The organism is Ercella succinigenes, from assembly GCF_900002895.1.
In genome coordinates this window covers 1-22,169 of the sequence record NZ_CDHP01000033.1, presented here as the reverse complement: position 1 = coordinate 22,169, position 22,169 = coordinate 1, and the positions used below count along the sequence as shown (strand labels likewise).

Genomic DNA, 22,169 nt, shown 5'->3' with positions numbered 1-22,169 from the left:
GCTAGCTATAATTAAACAAACTATTTTGCACTGTAATTTATGAAATTGCTATTTATATTGTCGCATCGGCAAAATTTTTGATTTTTGCAGCAATCTGGAGGTAAATCTACATGAGTTATTTTATTGGAATTGATCTCGGAGGAACAAATATTAAGGTAGGACTTATTGATGAAAAAGGTAATATTTTGTTGAAAGACAGAATGAAAACCAATACAAATCGAGATCAGCTGGAAATAGTCAGTGATATGGGAAAACTGGCGATACGTGTTATCAAAAAGTATAAACTTGAAGTCAAAGACATAGAAGCTGTAGGAATTGGTTCGCCGGGAACACCGGATAATGATACTGGCAAATTGATATATGCAAATAATTTGCCGTTTAGAAACCTTGAAATGAGAAGTGAAATCAAAAAAGTAATTGATTTACCTGTTTATATAGATAATGATGCTAATGTTGCAGCATTGGCAGAAAGTGTTGCCGGTGGTGCCAAAGGTGCTTCCCATGCAGTAGCCATAACTCTAGGAACTGGTGTAGGCGGAGGCGTAGTTATAAATAACAGGATATACAGCGGTTTTAATCATGCAGGCTGTGAGCTAGGTCATATCGTTATAAAATCAGGTGGAGAACTTTGCACTTGTGGCAGACATGGCTGCTTTGAAGCATATGCTTCTGCGACAGCCCTTGTACGTGAAACAGAGAAAGCTGCAAAAGAGAACCCTGATTCGGTATTGAATAGTCTTATTAAAGAAAATGACGGGCATGCCGATGGCAGAACAGCTTTTATCGGTATGCGTCAGAATGATCAGGCTGCCACTGCTGTTGTAGAAAACTATATTGAAATGCTTTCAGAAGGACTGGCAAATGTAATTAATGCTTTTATGCCAGAGGTCATAGTAATTGGTGGCGGAGTATGTAATGAAGGAGATGCTTTACTGCTGCCTGTTCGTGAAAAGGCTCTGGAAAAAGCTTATCTTGCCCCGGGAGTTGCTATACCGCGCATTGAGCTTGCTCGTATGGGCAATGACGCAGGAATTGTCGGTGCGGCCATGATGGCAATGAATTGTATTGAAGATGGAATTAAAGGCTAATGTCTCAGAAGTTAGACAACATGCGACAGGTTGCTTTACTCACTGAATATGACGGTAGTGCTTTTCATGGTTGGCAATATCAGGATAATGTTGTATCAGTACAGAAAACAATACAGGATACTTGGAAAAAATTGACTGGTGAAAGTATTAATCTGATAAGTAGCAGCAGAACAGATACAGGTGTAAGCGCAAGAGCTCATGTCAGCAATTTCAGAACATCGATTAATATTCCTGATAGCAGAGTGCCACTTGCATTTAACAGTTTGCTTCCGCCGGAGGTTACTGTTCGCTGTGCCAGAGAAGTTTCCTGGGATTTTAATGCAAGGATACATCCTGTAGCAAAAAGATATTGCTATAGATATTGGCTTAATCCGATTAGACCTACTTTACAAAGACATTTACTGGCGCATGTTCCAGGCAAACTGGATATAGATGCAATGAAATCTGCTTTGCCATATTTGATCGGCAAACATGATTTTAAATCTATGATGGACCAGGGAAGTGTTATCAGAAAAACAGAAAGAACCATAAGATTTCTTGAACTTATAGAAAAGAATAATGTTCTGACACTGATTGTTGAAGGCGATGGTTTTTTGTATCATATGATCAGAATCCTTGCCGGAACTCTTTTGTATATAGGGCAAGGGAAAATTAAATCCGAAGATTTGCCTGCAATATTACTTTCAGGAGATCGTAAAAAGGCAGGTAAGACTATGCCGCCACAAGGATTATGTCTGGAATGGGTCTATTATGATCCTGCACCATTTGATTTTTCATTATGCCCGTCAATGGAGGAGGGAATATTCTAATGTACAGCCCAAGATGGAAAGATAGAACCAACCTTACGATGCTAACTGATTTTTATGAGTTAACGATGTCTAAAGGTTATCTGGATAATGATTTACAGGATACAACTGCATGTTTTGATCTTTTTTTTCGTTCTGTACCTGAATCCGGAGGCTTTGCGATTATGGCAGGTCTGGAACAGATTGTGGATTATCTGAATTCCCTTTGTTTTACTGAAGACGATATAGAGTGGCTTGGTTCAACAGGGCAGTTTGATCAGCGTTTTCTTGATTATCTTAGAAATTTTGATTTTAAATGTGATGTTTGGTCTGTGCCTGAAGGCACACCTATTTTCCCAAATGAGCCAATAGTAAAAGTACGTGGACCTTTAATTCAAGCACAGATGATAGAGACAATGCTGTTGGTTACAATAAATCATCAAAGCCTGATTGCTACTAAAACTGCACGAATTGTACGTGCAGCTAAGGGGCGGCCTGTTATGGAATTTGGTGCCAGACGTGCACAAGGCTATGATGCGGCTGTTCTAGGAGCAAGAGCAGCATATATTGCTGGTGTAAGCGGCACCTCATGTACAATTTGTGGAGAACATTTTAATATACCTATTCTTGGCACAATGGCTCATAGCTGGGTACAGACTTTCGATGATGAATATTCTGCTTTCGCCGCGTATGCAAAATCTTTTCCAGATAATACAGTGTTGCTGGTTGATACTTATAATACAATTAAGACTGGAATACCAAATGCAATCAGGATAGCAAAAGAAATTCTTATTCCTATGGGTAAACGTTTGAAAGGAATCAGGATAGATAGTGGTGATCTTGCGTATCTTACGGTAAAAGCGCGCAAAATGCTTGATGATGCAGGTCTTGAAGATTGTAAAATATCGGTGAGCAATGCTCTGGATGAATATATAATTAGAGATCTTATTCAGCAAGGATCTGCAATTGACAGTTTTGGTGTAGGTGAAAGACTGATAACTTCAAGAGCGGAGCCTGTTTTTGGCGGTGTTTATAAACTTTCCGCTATTGAAAAAAATGGTGTGACGATTCCCAAAATGAAATTTTCAGAAAATGCAGGGAAAATAACAAACCCAGGAGACAAAAATCTCTGGAGATTTTATGATAAAGCAACTGGAAAAGCTCTGGCTGACCTGATAACATTAAGAGATGAAACAATAGATGATAGTGGCTGTTACGAAATTTTTGATCCTATGCATACCTGGAAGCGTAAAACTCTCGATAATTTTATTGTAAGACCGCTGTTGGAACCGATATTTGAAAAAGGCAAAAGAGTTTATCAATTTAAGCCAATTGAAGAAATAAGAAATTATTGTTTTAATGAACTGGAGAGTTTGTGGGACTCAATAAGACGCTTTGATAATCCACAGACTTACTATGTAGATTTGTCCCAGAGCTTATGGGATTTAAAAGAGAAAATGCTGTTTGAAAACCAGCATTGATAAAAAAATTGAGAAAAGGGAAGGTGTATTATGTCAACTATAGCAAAAATTACAATGGAGAACGGAAAAGAAATTCGAGTAGAGCTTGATTCGGAACAGGCTCCAATTACTGTAGAAAATTTTATCAAGCTGGTAAATGATCATTTCTATGATGGTTTGATTTTCCATCGTGTCATACCAGGTTTTATGATACAAGGTGGTTGTCCAGATGGAACAGGCATGGGTGGCCCAGGATATCAGATTAAAGGTGAGTTTAGCAGAAACGGTGTTGATAACAAAATAAAGCATGAAAGAGGCGTGATTTCAATGGCTCGTTCAATGAGTCCTGATTCAGCAGGATCACAGTTTTTTATTATGCATCAGAATTCACCGCATTTGGATGGTCAGTATGCTGCTTTTGGTCATGTTATTGAGGGAATAGAAGCTGTTGATGATATTGCAGCAACAGAAACAGACAGCAGTGACAGACCCAAAGAAGAACAGAAAATTGCATCTATAGTAATTGAATAATATTTATCAATTTGACAAATTACACAAAAAACTTGCTATTTATGTAATAACATGTTATTCTAACCTAAGGTCAATGCTCTAAACCGATCATCTAAGAATACAGCGCCTTCCTGACTTGATTTGGATTGTGTCTTTTAGTTCAAAGGTCGTCGTTCCAGATCATGTCCTATAAATTTTAAGGAGGCGTTTATTATGCCAGACAAGAACATTAATTGTAAAGATTGTGGAGCAGAATTTATTTTCAGTGAGGGCGAGCAGGCTTTCTATCAGGAAAAAGGTTTTGCAAATGAACCTCAGCGTTGTCCTGATTGCCGCAGAGCTCGTAAACAGCAGCGCAACAACAACAATGGCGGTGGAAACCGTTACAGCAACGGTTGGTAATATTTACCACTGACATAGCTGTTTGTTAACTGGAAAGACCTAACCAGATTAGCAAGATTAAAGGAGTGCATCAGCACTCCTTTTTTGTTGGTGTAAAACAAAATTATTTTTGTCTAAAAATTTCCGTGCTGCGTTCAAGTATATTATTTCCATATGCCAGGACTAAACCGTAATTAGTTATGGGAATATTCTGTTGACCAGCTGTTTTTATCCTGTTTAGCATAGTTCGATGAGTGATCATGCAGCCTCCGCAGTGTATAATAAGGCTGTATTTAGAAAGATCTGAAGGATAAGCCTGACCGGCACAGAATTCAAAATCAAACTCCAGACCGGTAATTTTTTTCAATAAAGCAGGAATTTTTACACGTCCTATATCTTCATGACTTGTATTGTGTGTGCAGGATTCACTTATGAGTATATAATCTCCGCCTTTTAATTCGGCTATTTTCTTTACCCCTTTGACCATTTGATCAAAATCTCCTTTTTGTGCGGCAAGGAGCATAGAAAAAGAGGTTAAAGGAATATTTTGCGGTACAGTAGCTGCAACTTCGGCAAAAGCTTGAGAATCTGTTACCACAAGGTTTATTCCGCTATCCTTATAGTCATTTATTGTTTGAGCAAGTTCAATATCTCTGCAGACAAGGCATCTTATACCGTTATCAAGGCAATCACGTATCAGCTGCACCTGTGGCAGTATTAATCTGCCTTTAGGTGCTTCCGAATCGACTGGGACTACCATAAGTACAGTTTCACCTTCTTTTATAAGTCCTGCAATTGCCGACTCTGATTTCTGGAAGGAAAAAGTGTCTGTATTTTGAGTATCTGTTATAGTTTGAGTTAATAAACTATCAGATTTATCAAGTAATTTTCTAAGTGCTGAATAAATGTAGTCAGACTCTGCAGGAATGCCATAACCAATAAAAAGAGCCTGTGGAAATTTTTGCTCCAGAAGTTTTTTTGCATCTTTACTCAACAAATCAGCTTTGTTGAGCAGAAGAAGGTGAGGTATATCATATTTTTCGAACTCGCTACACAATTGCTGATAATCTTTTTCTATCATCTCATTATCAAAAGATTTTTTGAGGATTTCCTGATTTTTAATTTTCTCAAACCAAACCGGAGCATCTGCAACATACAGAGCAGCATCGCAGCGACCTAGAAATTGTCTGCTTCTTTTTATTCTTGCTTGGCCTAGTTCGCTTTTGTCATTAAGACCTGCAGTATCTATTAAAGCAATTGGACCATAATCAAGTAATTCCATAGATTTTACAACAGGATCTGTAGTTGTCCCGTGCTGTTCTGATACAATAGACATTTCCTGTCCTAAAATGTGATTGAATAAAGTTGATTTGCCTGCATTTGTTGCTCCGAATATAGCAATTTGTCTTCTGTTTGCCAGTGGCGACATATGAATATTTGTAATACCGTTATCAAGTGCTGTTTTGTTTTTTATCATAAGAATATATCCCTTTCGCCGTTTTTGATTTTCAGATAAGTTTTTTTAGTAATTTCTCTGATATCAGAACGTTTTATTGCATTGATTTCGGCTTCGATCAGTTCAAAGCCTTTTTTTTGCAGATTTTCATCACCGTAATCAAGCAAATATTCTGTTAAGGTGGCAAGTGCATTAGGTTGACAAACATTTTTTATCTGACCGCTTTTGGCTAGCTGCATAAAACGGTCGCCTGTGCGGCATTTGCGGTAGCAGGCGGTGCAATAGCTAGGTATTAACTTTTCTTCCAGCATCCATTCAATTACCTGGGAGGTACTTCTTTCATCACAGCGGCTAAACTGAGCCGTTGACTCTTCCTTGTTTAAACGATTTACCCTGTAGCCGCCTACTCCAACCGCTGAATCTGCACTCATTTGAGTTACTCCACAATCAATAAGATCTTTTCTCATTGATGCTGATTCTCTGGTTGAAACGATAATACCTGTATATGGCACTGCCAGTCTGATAATTGCTACCAGACGCTTAAAATATTCATCGTCAGGAGCATACGGATAATTCTTGTTTTTGCTTCCTGGTGCCGGACGTATTCGTGGCACCGAGATAGTGTGAAATCCGACCCCGTATTTTTCTTCAAGATACTCTTGGTGCAGCATTAATGCCAGAACTTCAAAAGCGGGATCAGAAAGACCGAACAAAACTCCGCCACCTACATCGTCGATGCCGGCTTGCTGAGCCCTGTCAAACGCCATAGTGTGCCAGAAATAATCGCTTTTAGGTCCGTCCAGGTGATATTGATCATATGAATCAGGATCATATGTTTCCTGAAAAAGAATATATGTACCGATACCTGCAGTTTTTAATTTTTTGTAATTTTCAACTGTCGTCGCAGCTATATTTACATTGACTCTTCTGATTTCACCGCTATCAGTTTTTGTTTCATAAATAGTTTTAATTGATTGCAGAATATATTCAATACTTGCTTTTTTATCATCTTCTCCGGCTTCAAGAGCAATTCTTTTATGTCCCAGGTCAATGACTGCTTTTGTTTCTTCTGCTATTTCTTTTTGGTTAAGAATTTTTCGCCTGAAATCATGACTGTTCTGATACCCACAGTATGTGCAGTTGTTTACACAAAAATCACTTACATACAAAGGTGCAAACATAACGATTCGTTGTCCATATATTTGTTCCTTTATATGTCTTGCTATCTTGAATAGTTTTTTTTCTTGCTCTTGGGATTTCATAGTTAGCAATACAGCGACTTCTTTGTGAGTGAGCCCTTCAAATGTTGCTGCTTTATCAAGAATTGCGTTAATTTGACTATTAGATGCGTTTTTGGCATCTTTTAGCCAGTCGATCATTTTCCCTTTATCAATAAAAGGGACTGTGTTTTTCCGATACATAAAGAGCCTCTCATTCGATCTCTTTACGGGATATAGCTGCCTTTACCTGAACGCCGGGAACATTACCCAATTTACCGGTCAGGCTGTTTATTTCATCCATTGTGCCAACCAGAGTGAGGCTTATGACTGCCATGTCATTCTGATCAAAAGGAATACCCATTCTGCCGCGCACTATACTTTGATAATCAGAAACAATATCATTAAAGGTCTTTTGAGCTTTGGCAGGATTTTCCAATATCGCACTTATTACTGCAATTCTTTTCATAATCCTCCTTTAAAAACAAAAACTTCTTCCCCCTGGAAGAAGCATATCAAGCCGGAAGGACCCCGCTGTCCTTGCCAGTTATGAACGTCTCCTTTAAGATTAGAAGTAGAACTTCTTTTCAATCAGGGTTCGACAAAATATCTGATTAAGCGATTTCATCAAAGTTTTTTTGCTACTCAGATGGAATCAGTTACTATTTTGAATTATTATTCTCTGCAAGTCAAGTTTAAAATCTTTTACCGAACAAGTGCTTCTTGAAGGTCAAATCAGATATAATTACAATTATATAGAATACTAATTAAACCATCCTTTGCTTTTGGCGGATGATTTTATGGAGGCTGATTTTGAGAGAAAAAATATTAAATATTCTGCAAGATAGCAATGATTATATATCAGGCGAAAAAATAAGCAGTGTTCTAGGCATCAGCAGATCTGCTGTCTGGAAAAATATTAATACTCTTCGTGAGCAGGGATATGAAATAGAAAGTGTAAAGCATCATGGTTATAAGCTAAAAAGCAGAGCGGGAATTTTTAGTGCCATGGAAATTAAAAACAGCTTCAGCCAAAATAAGCTTTTACAAAATATGACGGTAGAATATTATTCTGAAATCGATTCAACCAATCTTGCTGCTAGAAGAAAGGTTGACTATATAAGTGAAAATTGGCAAATATTTGTAGCCGATAAGCAAACACATGGCAGAGGAAGACTAGGTAGAAAATGGGTATCGGAGCCAGCTTCAGGATTATGGTTTTCCATTATGTTCAGACCAGATTCAGAGGCTATGCAAATAGCAAATATAACTTTGTTTGCCGGTCTTTGTGTACAAAAAGCTTTGACCGAAATTGTGGATTCAGAAATTGCAATCAAATGGCCTAATGATCTTGTAGCAATGCCATCGGGCAAAAAAATATGTGGAATACTTACAGAAACGGTTTTTGAAGATATGCTTATTAAGGCTGTTATCATAGGCATAGGCATAAATGTTAATAATACGGTTTTTGAAGATGAAATAAAAAACAAAGCTACATCTCTTAGGCTGGAAACAGGAAAGGAGTATGACCGATTGCGTTTGCTGGAAAAAATATTACAGGTCATGACTAAAGACTATCCACTATATTCGAAAAAAATCATCGGAGAAAGACCGGTCTGGCTGCAAGAGTATAAAGACGCTTGTGCAACTATCGGACGTGATATAGTAATAAAAAAACATAGTGGTGAAACTCTATATGCAAAGGCTGTAGATTTGTCAGAAAATGGAGACCTTATTGCCGAGTTGTCTGATGGTAGCAAATATATATGCCAGGCAGGGGAAGTTTCGGTAAGGGGTTTGCTTGGATATACTTAGAAAAACAGATTTAATCATACTTGTCAGTCAGTAGATAATTACCTGTTGCATAATACATTATTTTTTCGCGACTTGCCTCAGCGCGGTCTATAGTTGCTGCAATCTGACCACCATAAAGAACCATAATGCGATCACACATGCCGACCATTTCGTCTATATCTGAGGAAATAAATAGAATCGAAACATCTTTTCGAAGCATTTCATTAAGGATATTATACAAATCAACTTTTGAAGCTACGTCAATTCCTCTGGTTGGTTCGTCCAGAATCAAAATATCGGAACGGGAATATATCCATTTTGAAAGAAGAACCTTCTGTTGATTGCCCCCACTAAGTTCTCTGACTCTGTCAAAGATAGAATTTGTTTTTATTACCATTTTACTGATATATTTTCTGGTCATAGAGTTTTCCCTATGTTTGTTTATCACAGCTCTTGATTCGTTAAGTGCGAAATCAGGTGTAGTAATATTCATAGGTAAATTCATATCAGCAAATAAGCCTTCTATATAACGGTCTTCGCAAACATAACCTAAACCAAGATTTATTGCTTCGGAAGGATTATTGATTACTGTATGCTCACCTGAAAGATAAAGATCTATGGAATCTGGTTTCATGGCTCCGAAAATGCATTTAGCAATCATGGTTCTTCCTGAACCCACAAGGCCTGTTATTCCCAGAACTTCGCGCCGACGCAAAGAAAAATTTATATTTCGCAAAACATGCTGGAAAGAAAGATTAGCTACACGCATAACCTCTTCACCTGTTTGAATAGTAAGCTTGGGATAACGTTCTCTGAAGGATAAACCGCTCATGTGTCCGATAATATCCTGGGATTTATAATTTTCAACTGTATCGGTTATGATTATTCGCCCGTCCCTAAGTATTGTAAGGCGGTCGCCGATCTGACGAATCTCATTAACTCTATGTGAAATATATAAAATTGCGATATCTTTCTTTTTGAATTCTTTAATGATATTAAATAATAAACTTACTTCTCTATCTGTAAGTGTTGCCGTAGGCTCATCCAGTATGACAATACGAGCATTAGAGACATATGCCTTGGCAATTTCTATAAGCTGTCTTTCTGCTATATTCAACCTTTTTACCGGTAATCTGCTATCAAGATTGAATCCTAACTTTTTTAGAAGAATATCTGCATTCTGATATAGTTTTATCCAGTCCACCGATTTTATATATTTGCCACGAACCGGTAAATGATCGATATATATGTTTTCCGCCACAGTGAGATTTTGGAAAAGATTTGCATACTGGTATGTTGTAGCAATGCCAAGCTCTTTAGCCTTTGCCGGTGAATTTATATCAACTTTTTGACCATCCAGAAGGATCTCTCCCTTTTGCATAGGCAGATTTCCAGATATTACATTTATTAAAGAAGATTTGCCTGAACCATTTTCCCCCATTATCATATGTACTTCGCCGGGGAAAATGTCAAGATCGATTTGTTTCAAAGAAAAAAACTCGGAAACAGCAGCACTGATTCCTTTTATTTCAATAAGCGGCGCTTTTGAAGCTTGTGTTTTTATATGATTTTTTTCTGAACCATTAAATGCCATTAAAATAATCCTTTTGCTATTTGAATTACTGTAATGCAATTCTTTTCAATCCTTTTCTGATAATTGCCCTTTCAGAAAAGTGCTGCTAATGTCTGTAGGCTGTAAAAGAAGCGTACAGGGTTATATTACGTTCAAACAGATTTTTCTTATAATTTCCAGGTATGTTAGGATGTGTGATTACGGCAGATGCTGTATCAAGATCTCCAAGCTGAGCAAAAGATATCTGATCAAATGCCGAAGGAACAGCCACAAAATATCTTTGTGTAGCTATTTTCATCATTTCTTTTATTACATCAAGCTGACTCGGATGTTTGATGGTAAAACCTCTTTTGAGGTTAATCCCATCTACTTCTATAAACGCTTTGGACACATAATATTGATCCAGTCCGTTTACCGTAAGCTGACCGAACATGGAATGGGTAAGAGGGTCAAGATCACCACCCGGCATGATAACTTTTGCTGAAGGATGATGAATAAGTTCTGCTGCAATTCTGATATCAGTAGTAAGTACCACCAGATTCTTTTTTCTACTTAGTTTTCTTGCAATTGCAAGATTTGTCAGACCTGGACTAAATAATAGTGTATCACCATCATTTATCAGATATATTGCCACTTCACTTATTTCATCGCGAATCTGCTTTTCTGGATCCAGTTCACCGACCGTTGTCAGTGCATCCATATTTTCTTCGCCGTTTAATATTGCTCCGCCATGCGTTCTTGTCAAGAAGCCTTCCTCGTCAAGGGCTTCCAGATCTCGGCGGATTGTTACTTCAGACACACTTAGCATACGGCTTATTTCCGTCACGCTTGCTTTTTTTTTCTCAATCATATAACTCTTGATTATACGCAGACGCTCAGCAGCAAACATTTGTCAACCTCGGTATTCATATTGATTTTATGAAATTATCTATTTCACCATTTTACCAGAAAAAACAGAAAACAGCTCTCATAAGAAAATATTTAATTTAATTCGTAAAAAAAACAAATAAAAACAAAGTGTTGCGACAAATAGTACAAAAAACTATTGTAAATATTGTACAAAAATTACATATTGTCAAAAGTATGAATAGAGTGTAAACTGAAAACGTAAAACGAAAGCAAACGAAAGACAAAAACGAAAACTAGCGATCGTTTTAGCAAATGTGACTAAAGCTTAACACTGAAAACCTAAGGAGGAAAAAAAATGAAACGTAGAAGTCTCTTATCTTTGCTTATGGCGATAATTTTTGTTGTCGCAATGGTTCTGGGAGCATGTGGCGGTTCAGAGGACACGACTCAGGCACCGACAACAACTACTGCAGCAGCAGACGATAATGGTGGCGATGACACCAACGACACAGACACTGATGAACCTTCAAACGATGGTGAAAAGATGAAAGTTGGTATAGCTATGCCGACTCAGTCATCAGAACGCTGGATAGATGATGGAAATAACATGGTTAGAGTTCTTCAGGAAATGGGTTATGAAACAGATTTGCAATACGCTGAAGATGTTATTGAAAATCAGGTAGCTCAGCTGGAAAACATGATCACAACAGGTGTTGATTGTCTCGTTATAGCATCTATCGACGGTGAAGCTCTGGGACAAGTTTTGAATCAGGCCGGTGAGGCTGGTATTCCTGTTATCGCATATGATCGTCTGATTCGCGGTAGTGAATTTGTTGATTATTATGCTACTTTCGATAATTTCAAAGTTGGTGTACAGCAAGCATCTACTCTGGTTGATGCATTAGGCCTTGAAGATGGTGAAACTGGACCTTTCAATATTGAATTGTTTGCTGGTTCCCCAGACGATAATAATGCTTATTTCTTCTTTGATGGTGCTATGTCAGTGCTTCAGCCATACATTGATTCAGAAGTATTGGTTGTAAAAAGCGGACAGACAAGCTTTGAGCAGGTTGCTACTCTTCGTTGGGATGGTGCTACAGCTCAGGCCAGAATGGATAATATCCTGACAGCCCACTATAGCAGAGATGTTGAAGTAGACGCTGTTTTGTCACCATATGATGGTATTTCAATCGGCATAATTTCTGCTCTTAAGAGTGCTGGTTACTTTGGTGATGGCAAATTACCATATGTTTCTGGACAAGATGCTGAAGTAGCTTCAATGAAATCAATAATCGCAGGCGAGCAGTATTCAACAATCTTTAAAGATACTCGTGAACTTGCTAAAAAAGCAGCCTCGATGGTTGATGCAGTTCTAAAAGGAACAGAACCTGAAATCAATGATACAACAACATATGAAAACGGCGTTAAAATAGTACCTTCATACTTGCTTGAGCCTGTTGCTGTAACAATTGATAACTATGTAGAAGCTGTAATTGACACAGGTTATTATACCGAAGCAGATCTGCAGTAATTAGCAGTATTTTCTATTAACCTTGATTCGCAGGCGGCGGCGGCAAGACCGCCGCCGTCGTTCGGATAAAAAAGGAGAGTGACTCATGTCAAACGTATTGCTGGAAATGCGCAATATAACCAAAACTTTTCCAGGCGTTATTGCTCTTGATCGTGTTTCTTTCCAGGTGAAACCCTTGGAAATACATGCCCTGGTGGGTGAGAATGGAGCAGGAAAATCGACTTTGATGAATGTACTAAGTGGTGTATATCCATACGGTACTTATGATGGTGAAATCCTATTTGAAGACGAATCCTGTGCATTTAAGGATATCAAGCAAAGCGAACAGAAAGGTATAGTAATAATACATCAGGAACTTGCGCTTGTTCCTTACTTGTCAATTGCGGAAAATATTTTTTTGGGCAACGAGACCGCAAAAAAAGGTGTTATAAACTGGCATACAACTATTCAAAGAACTAATGAATTATTGAAAAAAGTCGGGTTAAATGAGAATCCCAATACCCTGATAAAGGATATTGGTGTGGGCAAACAACAGTTGGTGGAAATTGCCAAAGCTCTTTCAAAGAATGTTAAGCTTCTTATATTGGATGAGCCGACGGCTGCTTTAAACGAGAATGATAGTCAGAATTTGCTTGATCTTTTGCTTGAACTTAAAAAACAAGGGATAGCTTCCGTTCTGATCTCACATAAACTTAATGAAGTTGTAAAGGTAGCAAACAGTATAACGATACTGCGTGACGGTGCTGCAATAGAGACCTTAAAAGTTGGTGTGGATGACATCAATGAGGATCGCATAATTAAAGGAATGGTTGGTCGTGATATGACACATCGCTTCCCTGAGCGTATACCTGATATCGGAGAGGTGATTTTTGAAGTCAAGGATTGGACTGCATATCACCCGCTAAATGAAGAAAGAGTAATTTCTAATAATGTAAGCATAAATGTTCGAAAAGGTGAAATTGTAGGTATAGCCGGACTGATGGGTGCCGGCAGAACCGAACTGGCCATGGGGGTTTTTGGCAAATCCTATGGCAAACGCATTTCGGGATCTGTTATCAAAAACGGGCAAACAATAGATACCGGTTCGGTCAGCAAGGCTATTAAAAACGGAATTGCTTATTTATCGGAAGATAGAAAATCCTATGGCTTGGTTCTGATGAAAGATATTCGTTTTAATGTTACGCTGGCAAATCTTAAGGGTGTTTCACGTAATGGTGTTATTGACGATTATCGTGAATCTCAGGCTGCCACAGAATTCAGAAAAAAATTCTCAATAAAAACTCCTAGTGTTTTTCAAAAAACAATTAATCTAAGTGGTGGTAATCAGCAAAAGGTTGTTCTTAGTAAATGGATTTTTGCACAACCTGATATACTTATCCTTGATGAACCGACAAGGGGTATTGATGTTGGTGCCAAGTATGAAATATATGGTATTATCAATGAACTAGCTTCTGCTGGTAAAGGTGTGATCTTCATATCTTCAGAAATGCCCGAAATTCTGGGCATGTGTGACCGGATATATGTAATGGATGAAGGTAGAATTTGCGGAGAGTTAAGCCGTGCTGAAGCTTCGCAGGAAGTTATAATGAAATCAATTATCAGCAGTCGCGGGAGGGGTAATGATGGAGCAGATTCGTAAATTACTTAAACAAAACCTTAAGCAATATGCAATGTATATTGCTTTGATTCTAATAATAATATTTTTCCAATTTACAACAAAAGGTGTATTATTGCAGCCGCAGAATGTTACTAATCTGATATTGCAGAACTCGTATGTTCTGGTACTGGCAATGGGCATGATGTTTGTCATCATTTCAGGGTATGTTGATTTATCTGTTGGTTCTGTTGTGGCAATAATTGGTGCTATTGGCGGAACTTTGATGGTAACGATGAAGATACCAGCTATACCGGCTATATTGATACTGCTGGTGCTAGGTGTTCTTATAGGTGCCTTCCATGGTTTCTTCGTAGCCTATGTAAGAATTCCGCCTTTTATAGCAACCCTTGCAGGTATGCTTGTTTTCCGAGGGTTAACAATGGTTATTCTTGGCGGCCGTACATTGGCTCCTTTCCCCAAATTATATGAAAATATCTCAAACGGATATATCGGTGATATTTTCAATAATGAAACGATAAGTATTACTACTTTGATATTAACAGGTATTCTGATACTAGGAGCAGCTTTCAGAGTTTTACAGAAGCGTGTTCAACAAAGAAAATATGATCTGGAGCCATCAAAACTGATCTGGGATATTTTGAAAATACTTATTTCTGCTGTGTTTATCGGTTTCATAGGGTATTCACTGGCTGCATACAAAGGTATTCCTACAGTTCTTATTCTCATAGGTATTTTATTTGCAATTTATAATTTCATAGCTCAGAAAACAGTTTTAGGACGTCGTGTATATGCTATGGGAGGAAATGAAAAAGCAGCTAGACTTTCTGGTATCAATACAAAGAGGATGATGTTTGCTGTTTATACAAATATGGGATTTATGGCTGCTATTGCCGGTATAGTTTTCTCAGCCCGTTTGAATGCTGCAACTCCTAAAGCTGGTGATGGTTTTGAACTTGATGCAATTGCTGCCTGCTTTATCGGTGGAGCTTCCGCTTCAGGTGGTATAGGTACAATAATGGGTGCTATAATCGGTGCTCTTGTTATGGGTGTTATGAATAACGGTATGTCTATAATGGGTATTGGTATTGACTGGCAGCAAGCGATAAAAGGTCTTGTTTTGCTAGGTGCGGTTGCCTTTGATGTTTTAACAAAAGAAGGTAATGATTAATAAAACTCCTTTTGCTTCACCCTGGTATATATTGCCCATATAATCAGGGAACCCGAAAAAGGAATGTTTCATAAAATGAGACATTCCTTTTTAAATTCTTAATTACCTAGCAGAGCGCGGTCCGATCCACTGCTTTTCAAATAAGTTTTTAGCTTGTCAGTGTATTGATCCAGATCATCTTGTTCTGCTGGCCTGTAACTGTTCCATTCATAGACTTGCCCCAGTTGCTTGTATTTATCTGCAGCTAAAGTATGATATGGAAGCAGGTCAATTTTTTTTATTAAAAGACCTTTTTTTTGCCAGTTAATAATCCATTCTGACATAGCTTTAAGATCAGCTTCATTTGTATTATACTCAGGAACAACAACCTGTCTTAACAAAACTTCCTTCTTGCATATAATAGATTTTTCGAGTAAATAGTCTCTTCCATGGCAGGTTTTGCCTGTAAGTTCGATATATTTTTTATCTGTTGCCGCTTTTATATCAATTATAAGCAGATCGGTCTGACTCAGAATAGATAAGAGTAATTCATCTCTTGAATCATCATAAGGCCATCCGCTTGTATCGAGAGCCGTATGCATAGCAGCTCTTTTGAGGTGATACAATAATTCCAGCAGAAATTCTGGCTGCTGCAAAGGCTCCCCGCCGGAGATTGTAATTCCTCCGCCGTTTTTACTGTAATGTCTAAATCTTATTAAGCGATCGAGTAGTTCCTGGCTATCTGTAATCTCCCCGGATCCTGTACTCCAACTATCAGGGTTATGGCAATACTTACAACGTAAATGGCATCCTTGGAAGAAAACGACCTGCCTTAAACCTGGACCGTCCTGAGTGCTGAAGCTTTCTAATGAATGTATTCTACCCAGCATTTTTCCCTCCGTGAATCAAACTATGGAAGGTTCTTGCAATTACTTCTTGCTGCTGTTTGCGGTTAAGCCTGTTGAAATGAACTGCATACCCTGATACTCTGATCGTCAATTCAGGATATTTCTCAGGATGTTTCATAGCATCTTCCAGAATTTCTCTTTGTAAAACATTAACATTTAAATGATGACCTCCTTGTATGAAATAGCCATCTAATATTGATGTTAGTATATTGGTCTGCTCTTTGATTTTCTCTCCCAGTGTTTTAGGTGTAACGGTCATTGTGCATGAAATTCCATCTTGACAGGATTTATAATTGATCTTGGCAACTGAATTCAAACTTGCAAGGACTCCTGAAGTATCTCTGCCATGTACCGGATTAGCTCCCGGTGCGAAGGCTTCGCCGCGTTTGCGGCCATCCGGAGTGGAACCTGTTTTTTCCCCGTATACTACATTAGAGGTTATTGTAAGTATTGACAAAGTATGTTTTGCGCCTCTGTAACAACTTGTTTTACAAAGTTCCTGATAAAATTTATCAACCAGTTGTGTAGCAATTAAATCTACTTTGTCATCATCATTTCCAAATTTAGGGAAATTGCCTTCGATTTTAAAATCAGTTATAAGTCCTTCATTATTTCTGACCGGTTTTACTTTGGCATACTTAATCGCACTAAATGAATCAGCTGTAACTGATAACCCAGCCAAGCCAAATGCCATAACTCTTTCTACTTCTGAATCATGAAGTGCCATCTGAAGTTTTTCATACGCATATTTATCATGCATATAATGAATAACATTCATAGTTTTGACATACAAGTTACACAACCAGCTCTGGTAAAACTCAAATTTCTTTACCACATCTTCTTCGACCAGATATTCACCTTTGAAAGGCTCGGTTTCAGGGCCTACCTGTAAGCCTGTGATTTCATCCCTTCCACCATTTAAAGCTAGCAAAAGTATTTTAGGCAAATTACAACGAGCCCCAAAATACTGCATTTGTTTACCTGTTTTGGTTGCCGAAACACAGCAGGCTATAGAGTAGTCATCACCAAATTGCGGACGCATCAAATCATCGTTTTCATACTGCAGGGCATCTGTTTCAATAGACAGCCTGGCACAGTATTGCTTAAAATTGTCTGGCAGCTGATTGCTCCAGAGAATTGTCAGATTAGGTTCCGGGGCAGAACCTAGATTCCGCAAAGTATGCAAAAATCTATAGGATGTTTTACTAACAAGTGTCCTGCCATCTTCTCCGCAACCACCGATAGCTTCTGTTATCCACATAGGATCTCCGGCAAAAAGTTCATTATATTCAGCCGTGCGAAGCTGCCTTGCCATTCGTAATTTCAAAACAAAGTCATCAACAATTTCCTGTATTTTATTTTCATTATAAGTGCCTTCAGCAATATCTTTTTCAAAATAAATATCAAGAAAAGTACTTACTCTTCCCAAAGACATAGCTGCCCCGTTTTGCTCCTTTATTGCTGCAAGATATGCAAAATAAAGCCATTGTACAGCTTCAAAGGAATTTTGAGCCGGCTTACTAATATCATATCCGTATATTTCTGCCATTTTCTTTAATTTTTTTAAAAAATCAATCTGTCTCCAGATTTCTTCCAGCAGCCTGATATTTTCTTCAGACATATCTTTTTTGCCGATATTTTCAAGATCAGATTCCTTGACTGCAATTAATTTATCTACTCCATAAAGTGCAACTCTGCGATAATCGCCTATGATTCTTCCGCGTCCGTATGCGTCGGGCAAACCAGTTATTATGCCTGCTTTCCTGGCTGTCAGCATTTCTTTTGTATATGCTCTGAAAACACCATCATTATGTGTTGTACGGTAGCGGAAATGTTCCTGAACTTTTTCTGAGAGATTGTAGCCATAATCCTGGCAAGCTTTTTCGGCCATTCTGATGCCACCAAAAGGATTGACTGAACGTTTTAATGGGCTGTCTGTCTGCAAACCAACTACAATTTCCAGATCCTTATCTATATATCCAGGTCTATAATTTAATAAGGAAGAAACTGTTGAAATATCAATATCAAGAACGCCGCCTTTGGAAAGCTCAAGATTACGTAAATCGTTAAATTTTTTCAGTAGATTGATAGTTCTGGCTGTTGGTTCCGACAAAAAATTATCATCGCCATGATAAGGTGTGTAATTTGTCTGAATAAAATTACGCACATCTATTGTATTTTGCCATATTCCCGCTTTGAATTTAGGTGTAGCATGCATTTGAATCAACCTCCTTTTTGCCCGATAGCAACAAAAAAGCCCGGACTAAATAATTGTAGCCCAGGCGGTCGACACTAAGGATGATTCTGGTTCCTTGTGGTTATCCACTATCCGCCAGTCCCAGAATCACCGTAAGTATAAATTTGCATATCAAGCTTGTCAAGGCAGCATGTTACACAGAAATTGTTAATTATAATTGTTGTTCAATATGTAGTTAAATTACCTGTTTTTGTCCTCAAGAAATAGACAATATAGACGATAATATATACAATAGAGTTTAAGTTAAACATGCTTTAGTCACGTATGTTAATTGTGAAGAAATAGAAAATTGAAAAATCTGATCAATCTTGACTTAATGAAGGTTAAGTCGATAATTTTTCTGTGTATTTTAATATGTTTTTAATCGGAGCTGTTTTTGTAAAACAGATTAGTAGAAGGTAGGTTGTGTATGTTTAAGAAAATCGGAGTCCGGCAGAAAATTCTCTTTCTCATTGCGGTGCCAATGATAGTAATTATTGGTATTACTTCTTTAGCTGTTTTTCAGCTAAATGATGTAACAGACAATATGAAAGCTGTCCTTTATGATGAGGGTCTGGCAGCTACAAGCTATCTGCTTAATGCAGACCGCGATATGTATCAGGCATTAAATTCTCTTCAAGAGATGACCGCCCACAACGCGAGCAGGTCTTTTCAAGAACTAGAAGCAGATATGCTGGAGAATTTTGAACAGGCTTTTGAGCGCATAGACCTGGCAGAGGAAGCTCTGAATAATAATCGAGAGGTCTGGTCGGGTTATAGAGGTGAAGAGAGTGGACTTACTGTATTTGAGAATTTTGAAAGAGTCAGAGAAGAATTCGGCCGCTGGAGTGATCTTGCAACTACAATGGTCAGAAATAATAGAGTATCAGTAATATACTCTACTACTTTTCTCGATGATTTTAATTCTGCCCGTGCTGGATTGAATGAAATCACAGATATCATGGAAGTTGCTATGGTAAGTGAAGTTCAAAATGTAGCAACAATGGTAAGAGCATCAGCTATATCTATTATAGCGGTAGTAGCAGTAAGCTTTATTTTGGTAGTATTGTTAAGTCTTATAGTAACAGGCGGAATAATAAAAGTAATGCGTCAGGCAGGAGATATGCTAGATGAGCTTAGCCTGGGACATCTAAGCAACAGAGTAGAGGTAGATCCGAAGTCCAGAGATGAAATAAGCAGTATGATGCGCAAGATGAATCAGTTTGCAGATCATTTGCAGCAGGTGTTTGTAGCCAATCTACAGAAAATATCAAAAGGAGATCTAAAATTCAAGGTTAATATAGCAGATGAAGCAGATGAGATCAGCCCTGCTCTAGAACAGACAGCGGCATCCCTTAACCTTCTGATATCGGAAACAAACAGACTGACCGAAGCGGCAACAGCGGGCGAACTGAAAACCAGAGGAGATACATCAAAACTCGAAGGTGCCTATGCACATATTGTAGAAGGTTTTAATGCAACTCTTGACGGAGTGGTAGAACCTGTAGAAGAAGCTAAAACAGTTCTGGGTAAACTAGCAGTGAATGACCTCACCGTGCCGATGTCGGATAATTATTCCGGCATGATGCAGGAACTGGCAAATGATACCAATCAGGTAAGAGATAACCTGATAGATCTGCAGGATGCCATAGTAAAAGCATCACAGGGAGACATCAGAAGGTTAGAAGAATTCCGTAAACGAGGACAATTATCACAAGAGGATCAGCTGACGCCATCTGTGTTGGCAGTATATCGTTCTATACAAGATATAATCCGTGCAGCATATGAGCTGACAAAAGCAGCAACCGGCGGAGATTTAAGCAAACGTGCAGAAGCAGAAAAGTTTGAAGGCGGTTACAGAAGAATTGTAAATGGATTTAACCAGACAATAGATGCACTTGTGCGGCCAATACAGGATGCAGCACTTGTTATACAGGCACTTTCCAGTGGCGACTTAAGTGTCGGTATGGAAGGTGAGTATGAAGGTGATCATGCAGTTCTCAAAAATTCACTAAACGGAGCTATAGATTCATTTAACAGATTACTGGGAGATATAAAACAGGCATCAGATGAAGTAGCTACAGGTTCAAAAGAATTATCCAGCTCAAGTCAGACTTTATCACAGGGTGCAACCGAACAGGCAAGTTCAATAGAAGAAGTGACAGCATCAGTAGAACAACTTTCTAATCAGACAAAGACAAATGCCAGCAGTGCGGTAAAAGCAAGTGATCTGAGTGAACAGGCCAGAAACAGTGCGGTAAGCGGAAATGACCGTATGAGCAAAATGCTGAATGCAATGAATGAGATAAATGAATCATCAAGCAATATCTCAAAGATCATCAAGGTCATAGATGATATAGCATTCCAGACCAATATACTGGCACTAAATGCAGCAGTAGAAGCAGCCAGGGCAGGCCAGCAGGGAAAAGGTTTTGCCGTAGTAGCAGAAGAAGTACGTAATCTGGCGGCAAGAAGTGCGGAAGCAGCAAAAGAAACAACCTTGATGATAGAAAAATCGATAGAGCATGTGAATGACGGAACAGAGATAGCCCAACAGACGGCAGATGCCTTGAAAGATATCATGGATAAAGTCAGCAAAACAAATGAGCTTATTTTGCAGATATCCACAGCATCAAATGAGCAGGCAAGCGGTATAGCAGAGATAAATACAGGACTTGTACAAGTATCAAGAGTAGTACAGATGAACTCTGCAACTTCGGAAGAAAGTGCTGCTGCCAGTGAACAGCTTTCAGGTCAATCGGATCTGCTACGTCAGTATGTGGCTCAGTTTACATTAAAAGCCGATTCTTCAGAAAATCAAAGTCAGCCTGACAAGAAAGATAAAGTAGTTAATAACCATAAAGTTAAGGCCTTTAAAAAATCTGTAGAAGACGAAAAAAATGTTGCTGCTCCCAAAGACTATTCTTCAAATACAGAGCCGAAGAAAAAAGAAAAGCCAAGTAAAAAGGAAGCAGAGATTAAAAATCAACAAAAATCATCAAAACAAACTGAAAAGAAGACCATTGAAAAAGACTTTTTATCAGATAACTCATTTGGTGATTTCTGATTTGCCTTTAACTTCTAAAGCATAAAACGTTCATAATTAAACACAGTAAAAAATATTTTTTTATAATGAAAAAGTCTGTAAATTTTTGATTAGTCAAGAATTTCAGACTTTTTTTCTACTATTTGAATAGGAAAGAGAAATTTTTTTGAAAACTTTTATAAAAATGATTCCTCGACGAAAACATGTATTAAGTGTTTAATAGATAAATGCAGAAAAAAGTCAAGTCCAAAAAGTTGGTGTAAATTGTCTTCCGGTATCTGCATGAATCAGGTGACAACATGCAGGTATGCTGCTCGTTCTGCTAACGCTTCTTTTCTTGCTGTTTCTCTCTCATCAAAGTAGCGATCCATTATGAAATACTTTTTGCCGGTCAACCATTTTTCATGGTGCTCCATCAGAACTGCTCCCATCAGTCGGATAAGACTGTCATCATTGGGGAATATCCGTATAACGCGTTCCCTACGACGTAGCTCTTCGTTGAGTCGTTCTATGCTGTTACTGGTTCTCAGTCGTTTGCGATAGGCTTCCGGCAAAGCAAAAACAGCCGTA

18 protein-coding genes and 1 riboswitch are annotated in these 22,169 nt (G+C 38.2%); of the genes, 10 read left to right on the top strand and 8 right to left on the bottom strand.

Translation table 11 applies throughout. The annotated features are described in order from the left end of the window. The first annotated feature begins 110 nt into the window (after positions 1 to 110). From AC0KSB_RS07830 to AC0KSB_RS07810, 5 genes are all read left to right on the top strand, one after another. Positions 111 to 1,088 carry an ROK family protein gene (locus tag AC0KSB_RS07830; RefSeq protein ID WP_472307998.1) on the top strand — a complete coding sequence of 326 codons (978 nt, stop codon included), beginning with the start codon at positions 111 to 113 and terminating at the stop codon, positions 1,086 to 1,088. Next, positions 1,088 to 1,897, top strand: a complete 810-nt coding sequence (gene truA / locus AC0KSB_RS07825; protein WP_472307996.1) for a tRNA pseudouridine(38-40) synthase TruA — start codon at positions 1,088 to 1,090, stop codon at positions 1,895 to 1,897. Before AC0KSB_RS07830 ends, truA begins: the two co-directional genes overlap by 1 nt. Beyond that, entirely contained in the window at positions 1,897 to 3,354 is a 1,458-nt protein-coding gene (locus tag AC0KSB_RS07820; protein ID WP_472307994.1) for a nicotinate phosphoribosyltransferase, read from the top strand. Before truA ends, AC0KSB_RS07820 begins: the two co-directional genes overlap by 1 nt. A 30-nt stretch (positions 3,355 to 3,384) precedes the next feature. Continuing rightward, positions 3,385 to 3,864: a peptidylprolyl isomerase gene (locus tag AC0KSB_RS07815; protein ID WP_472307992.1), complete on the top strand. Its 480-nt coding sequence runs from the start codon at positions 3,385 to 3,387 to the stop codon at positions 3,862 to 3,864. Between the two features lie 192 nt (positions 3,865 to 4,056). Further along, positions 4,057 to 4,245: a zinc-ribbon domain-containing protein gene (locus AC0KSB_RS07810; RefSeq protein WP_472307990.1), complete on the top strand. Its 189-nt coding sequence runs from the start codon at positions 4,057 to 4,059 to the stop codon at positions 4,243 to 4,245. Positions 4,246 to 4,348: 103 nt separating this feature from the next. On the opposite strand, the gene hydF is transcribed toward AC0KSB_RS07810, so the two are convergent. The 3 genes from hydF to AC0KSB_RS07795 are packed head-to-tail and all read right to left on the bottom strand — an operon-like array spanning position 4,349 to position 7,366. Next, positions 4,349 to 5,701, bottom strand: a complete 1,353-nt coding sequence (gene hydF, locus AC0KSB_RS07805; protein ID WP_472307988.1) for a [FeFe] hydrogenase H-cluster maturation GTPase HydF — start codon at positions 5,699 to 5,701, stop codon at positions 4,349 to 4,351. Then, complete coding sequence (gene hydG, locus AC0KSB_RS07800; protein ID WP_472307986.1) at positions 5,698 to 7,101, bottom strand: [FeFe] hydrogenase H-cluster radical SAM maturase HydG; 1,404 nt, start codon at positions 7,099 to 7,101, stop codon at positions 5,698 to 5,700. Before hydG ends, hydF begins: the two co-directional genes overlap by 4 nt. Before the next feature lie 10 nt (positions 7,102 to 7,111). Next, the gene (locus AC0KSB_RS07795; RefSeq protein WP_472307984.1) at positions 7,112 to 7,366 is read right to left on the bottom strand and encodes a TM1266 family iron-only hydrogenase system putative regulator; all 255 of its coding nucleotides are present in this window, start codon (positions 7,364 to 7,366) and stop codon (positions 7,112 to 7,114) included. Between the two features lie 344 nt (positions 7,367 to 7,710). On the opposite strand from AC0KSB_RS07795, the gene AC0KSB_RS07790 reads away from it, so the two are divergent. Then, a complete protein-coding gene (locus AC0KSB_RS07790; protein ID WP_472307982.1) occupies positions 7,711 to 8,712 on the top strand; it encodes a biotin--[acetyl-CoA-carboxylase] ligase in 1,002 nt (333 codons plus the stop codon). 10 nt (positions 8,713 to 8,722) lie between these two features. Here the strand turns inward: AC0KSB_RS07790 and AC0KSB_RS07785 are convergent, their stop codons facing one another. Further along, a complete protein-coding gene (locus AC0KSB_RS07785) occupies positions 8,723 to 10,285 on the bottom strand; it encodes a sugar ABC transporter ATP-binding protein (protein WP_472307980.1) in 1,563 nt (520 codons plus the stop codon). A gap of 85 nt (positions 10,286 to 10,370) precedes the next feature. Then, positions 10,371 to 11,153: a DeoR/GlpR family DNA-binding transcription regulator gene (locus tag AC0KSB_RS07780; RefSeq protein ID WP_472307978.1), complete on the bottom strand. Its 783-nt coding sequence runs from the start codon at positions 11,151 to 11,153 to the stop codon at positions 10,371 to 10,373. A gap of 315 nt (positions 11,154 to 11,468) precedes the next feature. Here AC0KSB_RS07780 and chvE point away from each other — a divergent pair, with 315 nt between their 5' ends. From chvE to mmsB, 3 genes are all read left to right on the top strand, one after another. After that, positions 11,469 to 12,644, top strand: coding sequence for a multiple monosaccharide ABC transporter substrate-binding protein (gene chvE, locus AC0KSB_RS07775; RefSeq protein WP_472307976.1), 1,176 nt, complete (start codon positions 11,469 to 11,471; stop codon positions 12,642 to 12,644). Between the two features lie 85 nt (positions 12,645 to 12,729). Next, positions 12,730 to 14,283 carry a multiple monosaccharide ABC transporter ATP-binding protein gene (mmsA, locus tag AC0KSB_RS07770; protein WP_472307974.1) on the top strand — a complete coding sequence of 518 codons (1,554 nt, stop codon included), beginning with the start codon at positions 12,730 to 12,732 and terminating at the stop codon, positions 14,281 to 14,283. Then, a complete protein-coding gene (gene mmsB, locus AC0KSB_RS07765) occupies positions 14,267 to 15,430 on the top strand; it encodes a multiple monosaccharide ABC transporter permease (RefSeq protein ID WP_472308081.1) in 1,164 nt (387 codons plus the stop codon). Before mmsA ends, mmsB begins: the two co-directional genes overlap by 17 nt. A gap of 98 nt (positions 15,431 to 15,528) precedes the next feature. On the opposite strand, the gene AC0KSB_RS07760 is transcribed toward mmsB, so the two are convergent. Together AC0KSB_RS07760 and pflB are read right to left on the bottom strand one after the other, a co-directional pair. Continuing rightward, positions 15,529 to 16,299 (bottom strand): 4Fe-4S cluster-binding domain-containing protein, encoded by a 771-nt coding sequence (locus AC0KSB_RS07760; protein WP_472307972.1) that lies wholly within the window; start codon positions 16,297 to 16,299, stop codon positions 15,529 to 15,531. Then, on the bottom strand, positions 16,289 to 18,535 hold the full coding sequence (gene pflB, locus AC0KSB_RS07755; RefSeq protein WP_472307970.1) for a formate C-acetyltransferase: 2,247 nt from the start codon (positions 18,533 to 18,535) through the stop codon (positions 16,289 to 16,291). The genes AC0KSB_RS07760 and pflB overlap by 11 nt, the downstream gene beginning before the upstream one ends. Before the next feature lie 51 nt (positions 18,536 to 18,586). Next, positions 18,587 to 18,667: riboswitch (ZMP/ZTP riboswitch) on the bottom strand. A 316-nt stretch (positions 18,668 to 18,983) separates the two neighbouring features. On the opposite strand from pflB, the gene AC0KSB_RS07750 reads away from it, so the two are divergent. After that, complete coding sequence (locus tag AC0KSB_RS07750; protein WP_472307968.1) at positions 18,984 to 21,620, top strand: methyl-accepting chemotaxis protein; 2,637 nt, start codon at positions 18,984 to 18,986, stop codon at positions 21,618 to 21,620. A 266-nt stretch (positions 21,621 to 21,886) separates the two neighbouring features. Here AC0KSB_RS07750 and AC0KSB_RS07745 read toward each other — a convergent pair. Next, the coding region (locus tag AC0KSB_RS07745; protein ID WP_472306876.1) for a transposase at positions 21,887 to 22,169 on the bottom strand (283 nt) is incomplete at its 5' end.

Excerpts from the sequence above, each read along its gene's own strand:
- AC0KSB_RS07830 (WP_472307998.1), top strand. The coding sequence starts at position 111 with ATGAGTTATTTTATTGGAATTGATCTCGGAGGAACAAATATTAAGGTA.
- truA (WP_472307996.1), top strand. The coding sequence starts at position 1,088 with ATGTCTCAGAAGTTAGACAACATGCGACAGGTTGCTTTACTCACTGAA.
- AC0KSB_RS07820 (WP_472307994.1), top strand. The coding sequence starts at position 1,897 with ATGTACAGCCCAAGATGGAAAGATAGAACCAACCTTACGATGCTAACT.
- AC0KSB_RS07815 (WP_472307992.1), top strand. The coding sequence starts at position 3,385 with ATGTCAACTATAGCAAAAATTACAATGGAGAACGGAAAAGAAATTCGA.
- AC0KSB_RS07810 (WP_472307990.1), top strand. The coding sequence starts at position 4,057 with ATGCCAGACAAGAACATTAATTGTAAAGATTGTGGAGCAGAATTTATT.
- hydF (WP_472307988.1), bottom strand. The coding sequence starts at position 5,701 with ATGATAAAAAACAAAACAGCACTTGATAACGGTATTACAAATATTCAT.
- hydG (WP_472307986.1), bottom strand. The coding sequence starts at position 7,101 with ATGTATCGGAAAAACACAGTCCCTTTTATTGATAAAGGGAAAATGATC.
- AC0KSB_RS07795 (WP_472307984.1), bottom strand. The coding sequence starts at position 7,366 with ATGAAAAGAATTGCAGTAATAAGTGCGATATTGGAAAATCCTGCCAAA.
- AC0KSB_RS07785 (WP_472307980.1), bottom strand. The coding sequence starts at position 10,285 with ATGGCATTTAATGGTTCAGAAAAAAATCATATAAAAACACAAGCTTCA.
- AC0KSB_RS07780 (WP_472307978.1), bottom strand. The coding sequence starts at position 11,153 with ATGTTTGCTGCTGAGCGTCTGCGTATAATCAAGAGTTATATGATTGAG.
- chvE (WP_472307976.1), top strand. The coding sequence starts at position 11,469 with ATGAAACGTAGAAGTCTCTTATCTTTGCTTATGGCGATAATTTTTGTT.
- mmsA (WP_472307974.1), top strand. The coding sequence starts at position 12,730 with ATGTCAAACGTATTGCTGGAAATGCGCAATATAACCAAAACTTTTCCA.
- mmsB (WP_472308081.1), top strand. The coding sequence starts at position 14,267 with ATGGAGCAGATTCGTAAATTACTTAAACAAAACCTTAAGCAATATGCA.
- AC0KSB_RS07760 (WP_472307972.1), bottom strand. The coding sequence starts at position 16,299 with ATGCTGGGTAGAATACATTCATTAGAAAGCTTCAGCACTCAGGACGGT.
- pflB (WP_472307970.1), bottom strand. The coding sequence starts at position 18,535 with ATGCATGCTACACCTAAATTCAAAGCGGGAATATGGCAAAATACAATA.
- AC0KSB_RS07750 (WP_472307968.1), top strand. The coding sequence starts at position 18,984 with ATGTTTAAGAAAATCGGAGTCCGGCAGAAAATTCTCTTTCTCATTGCG.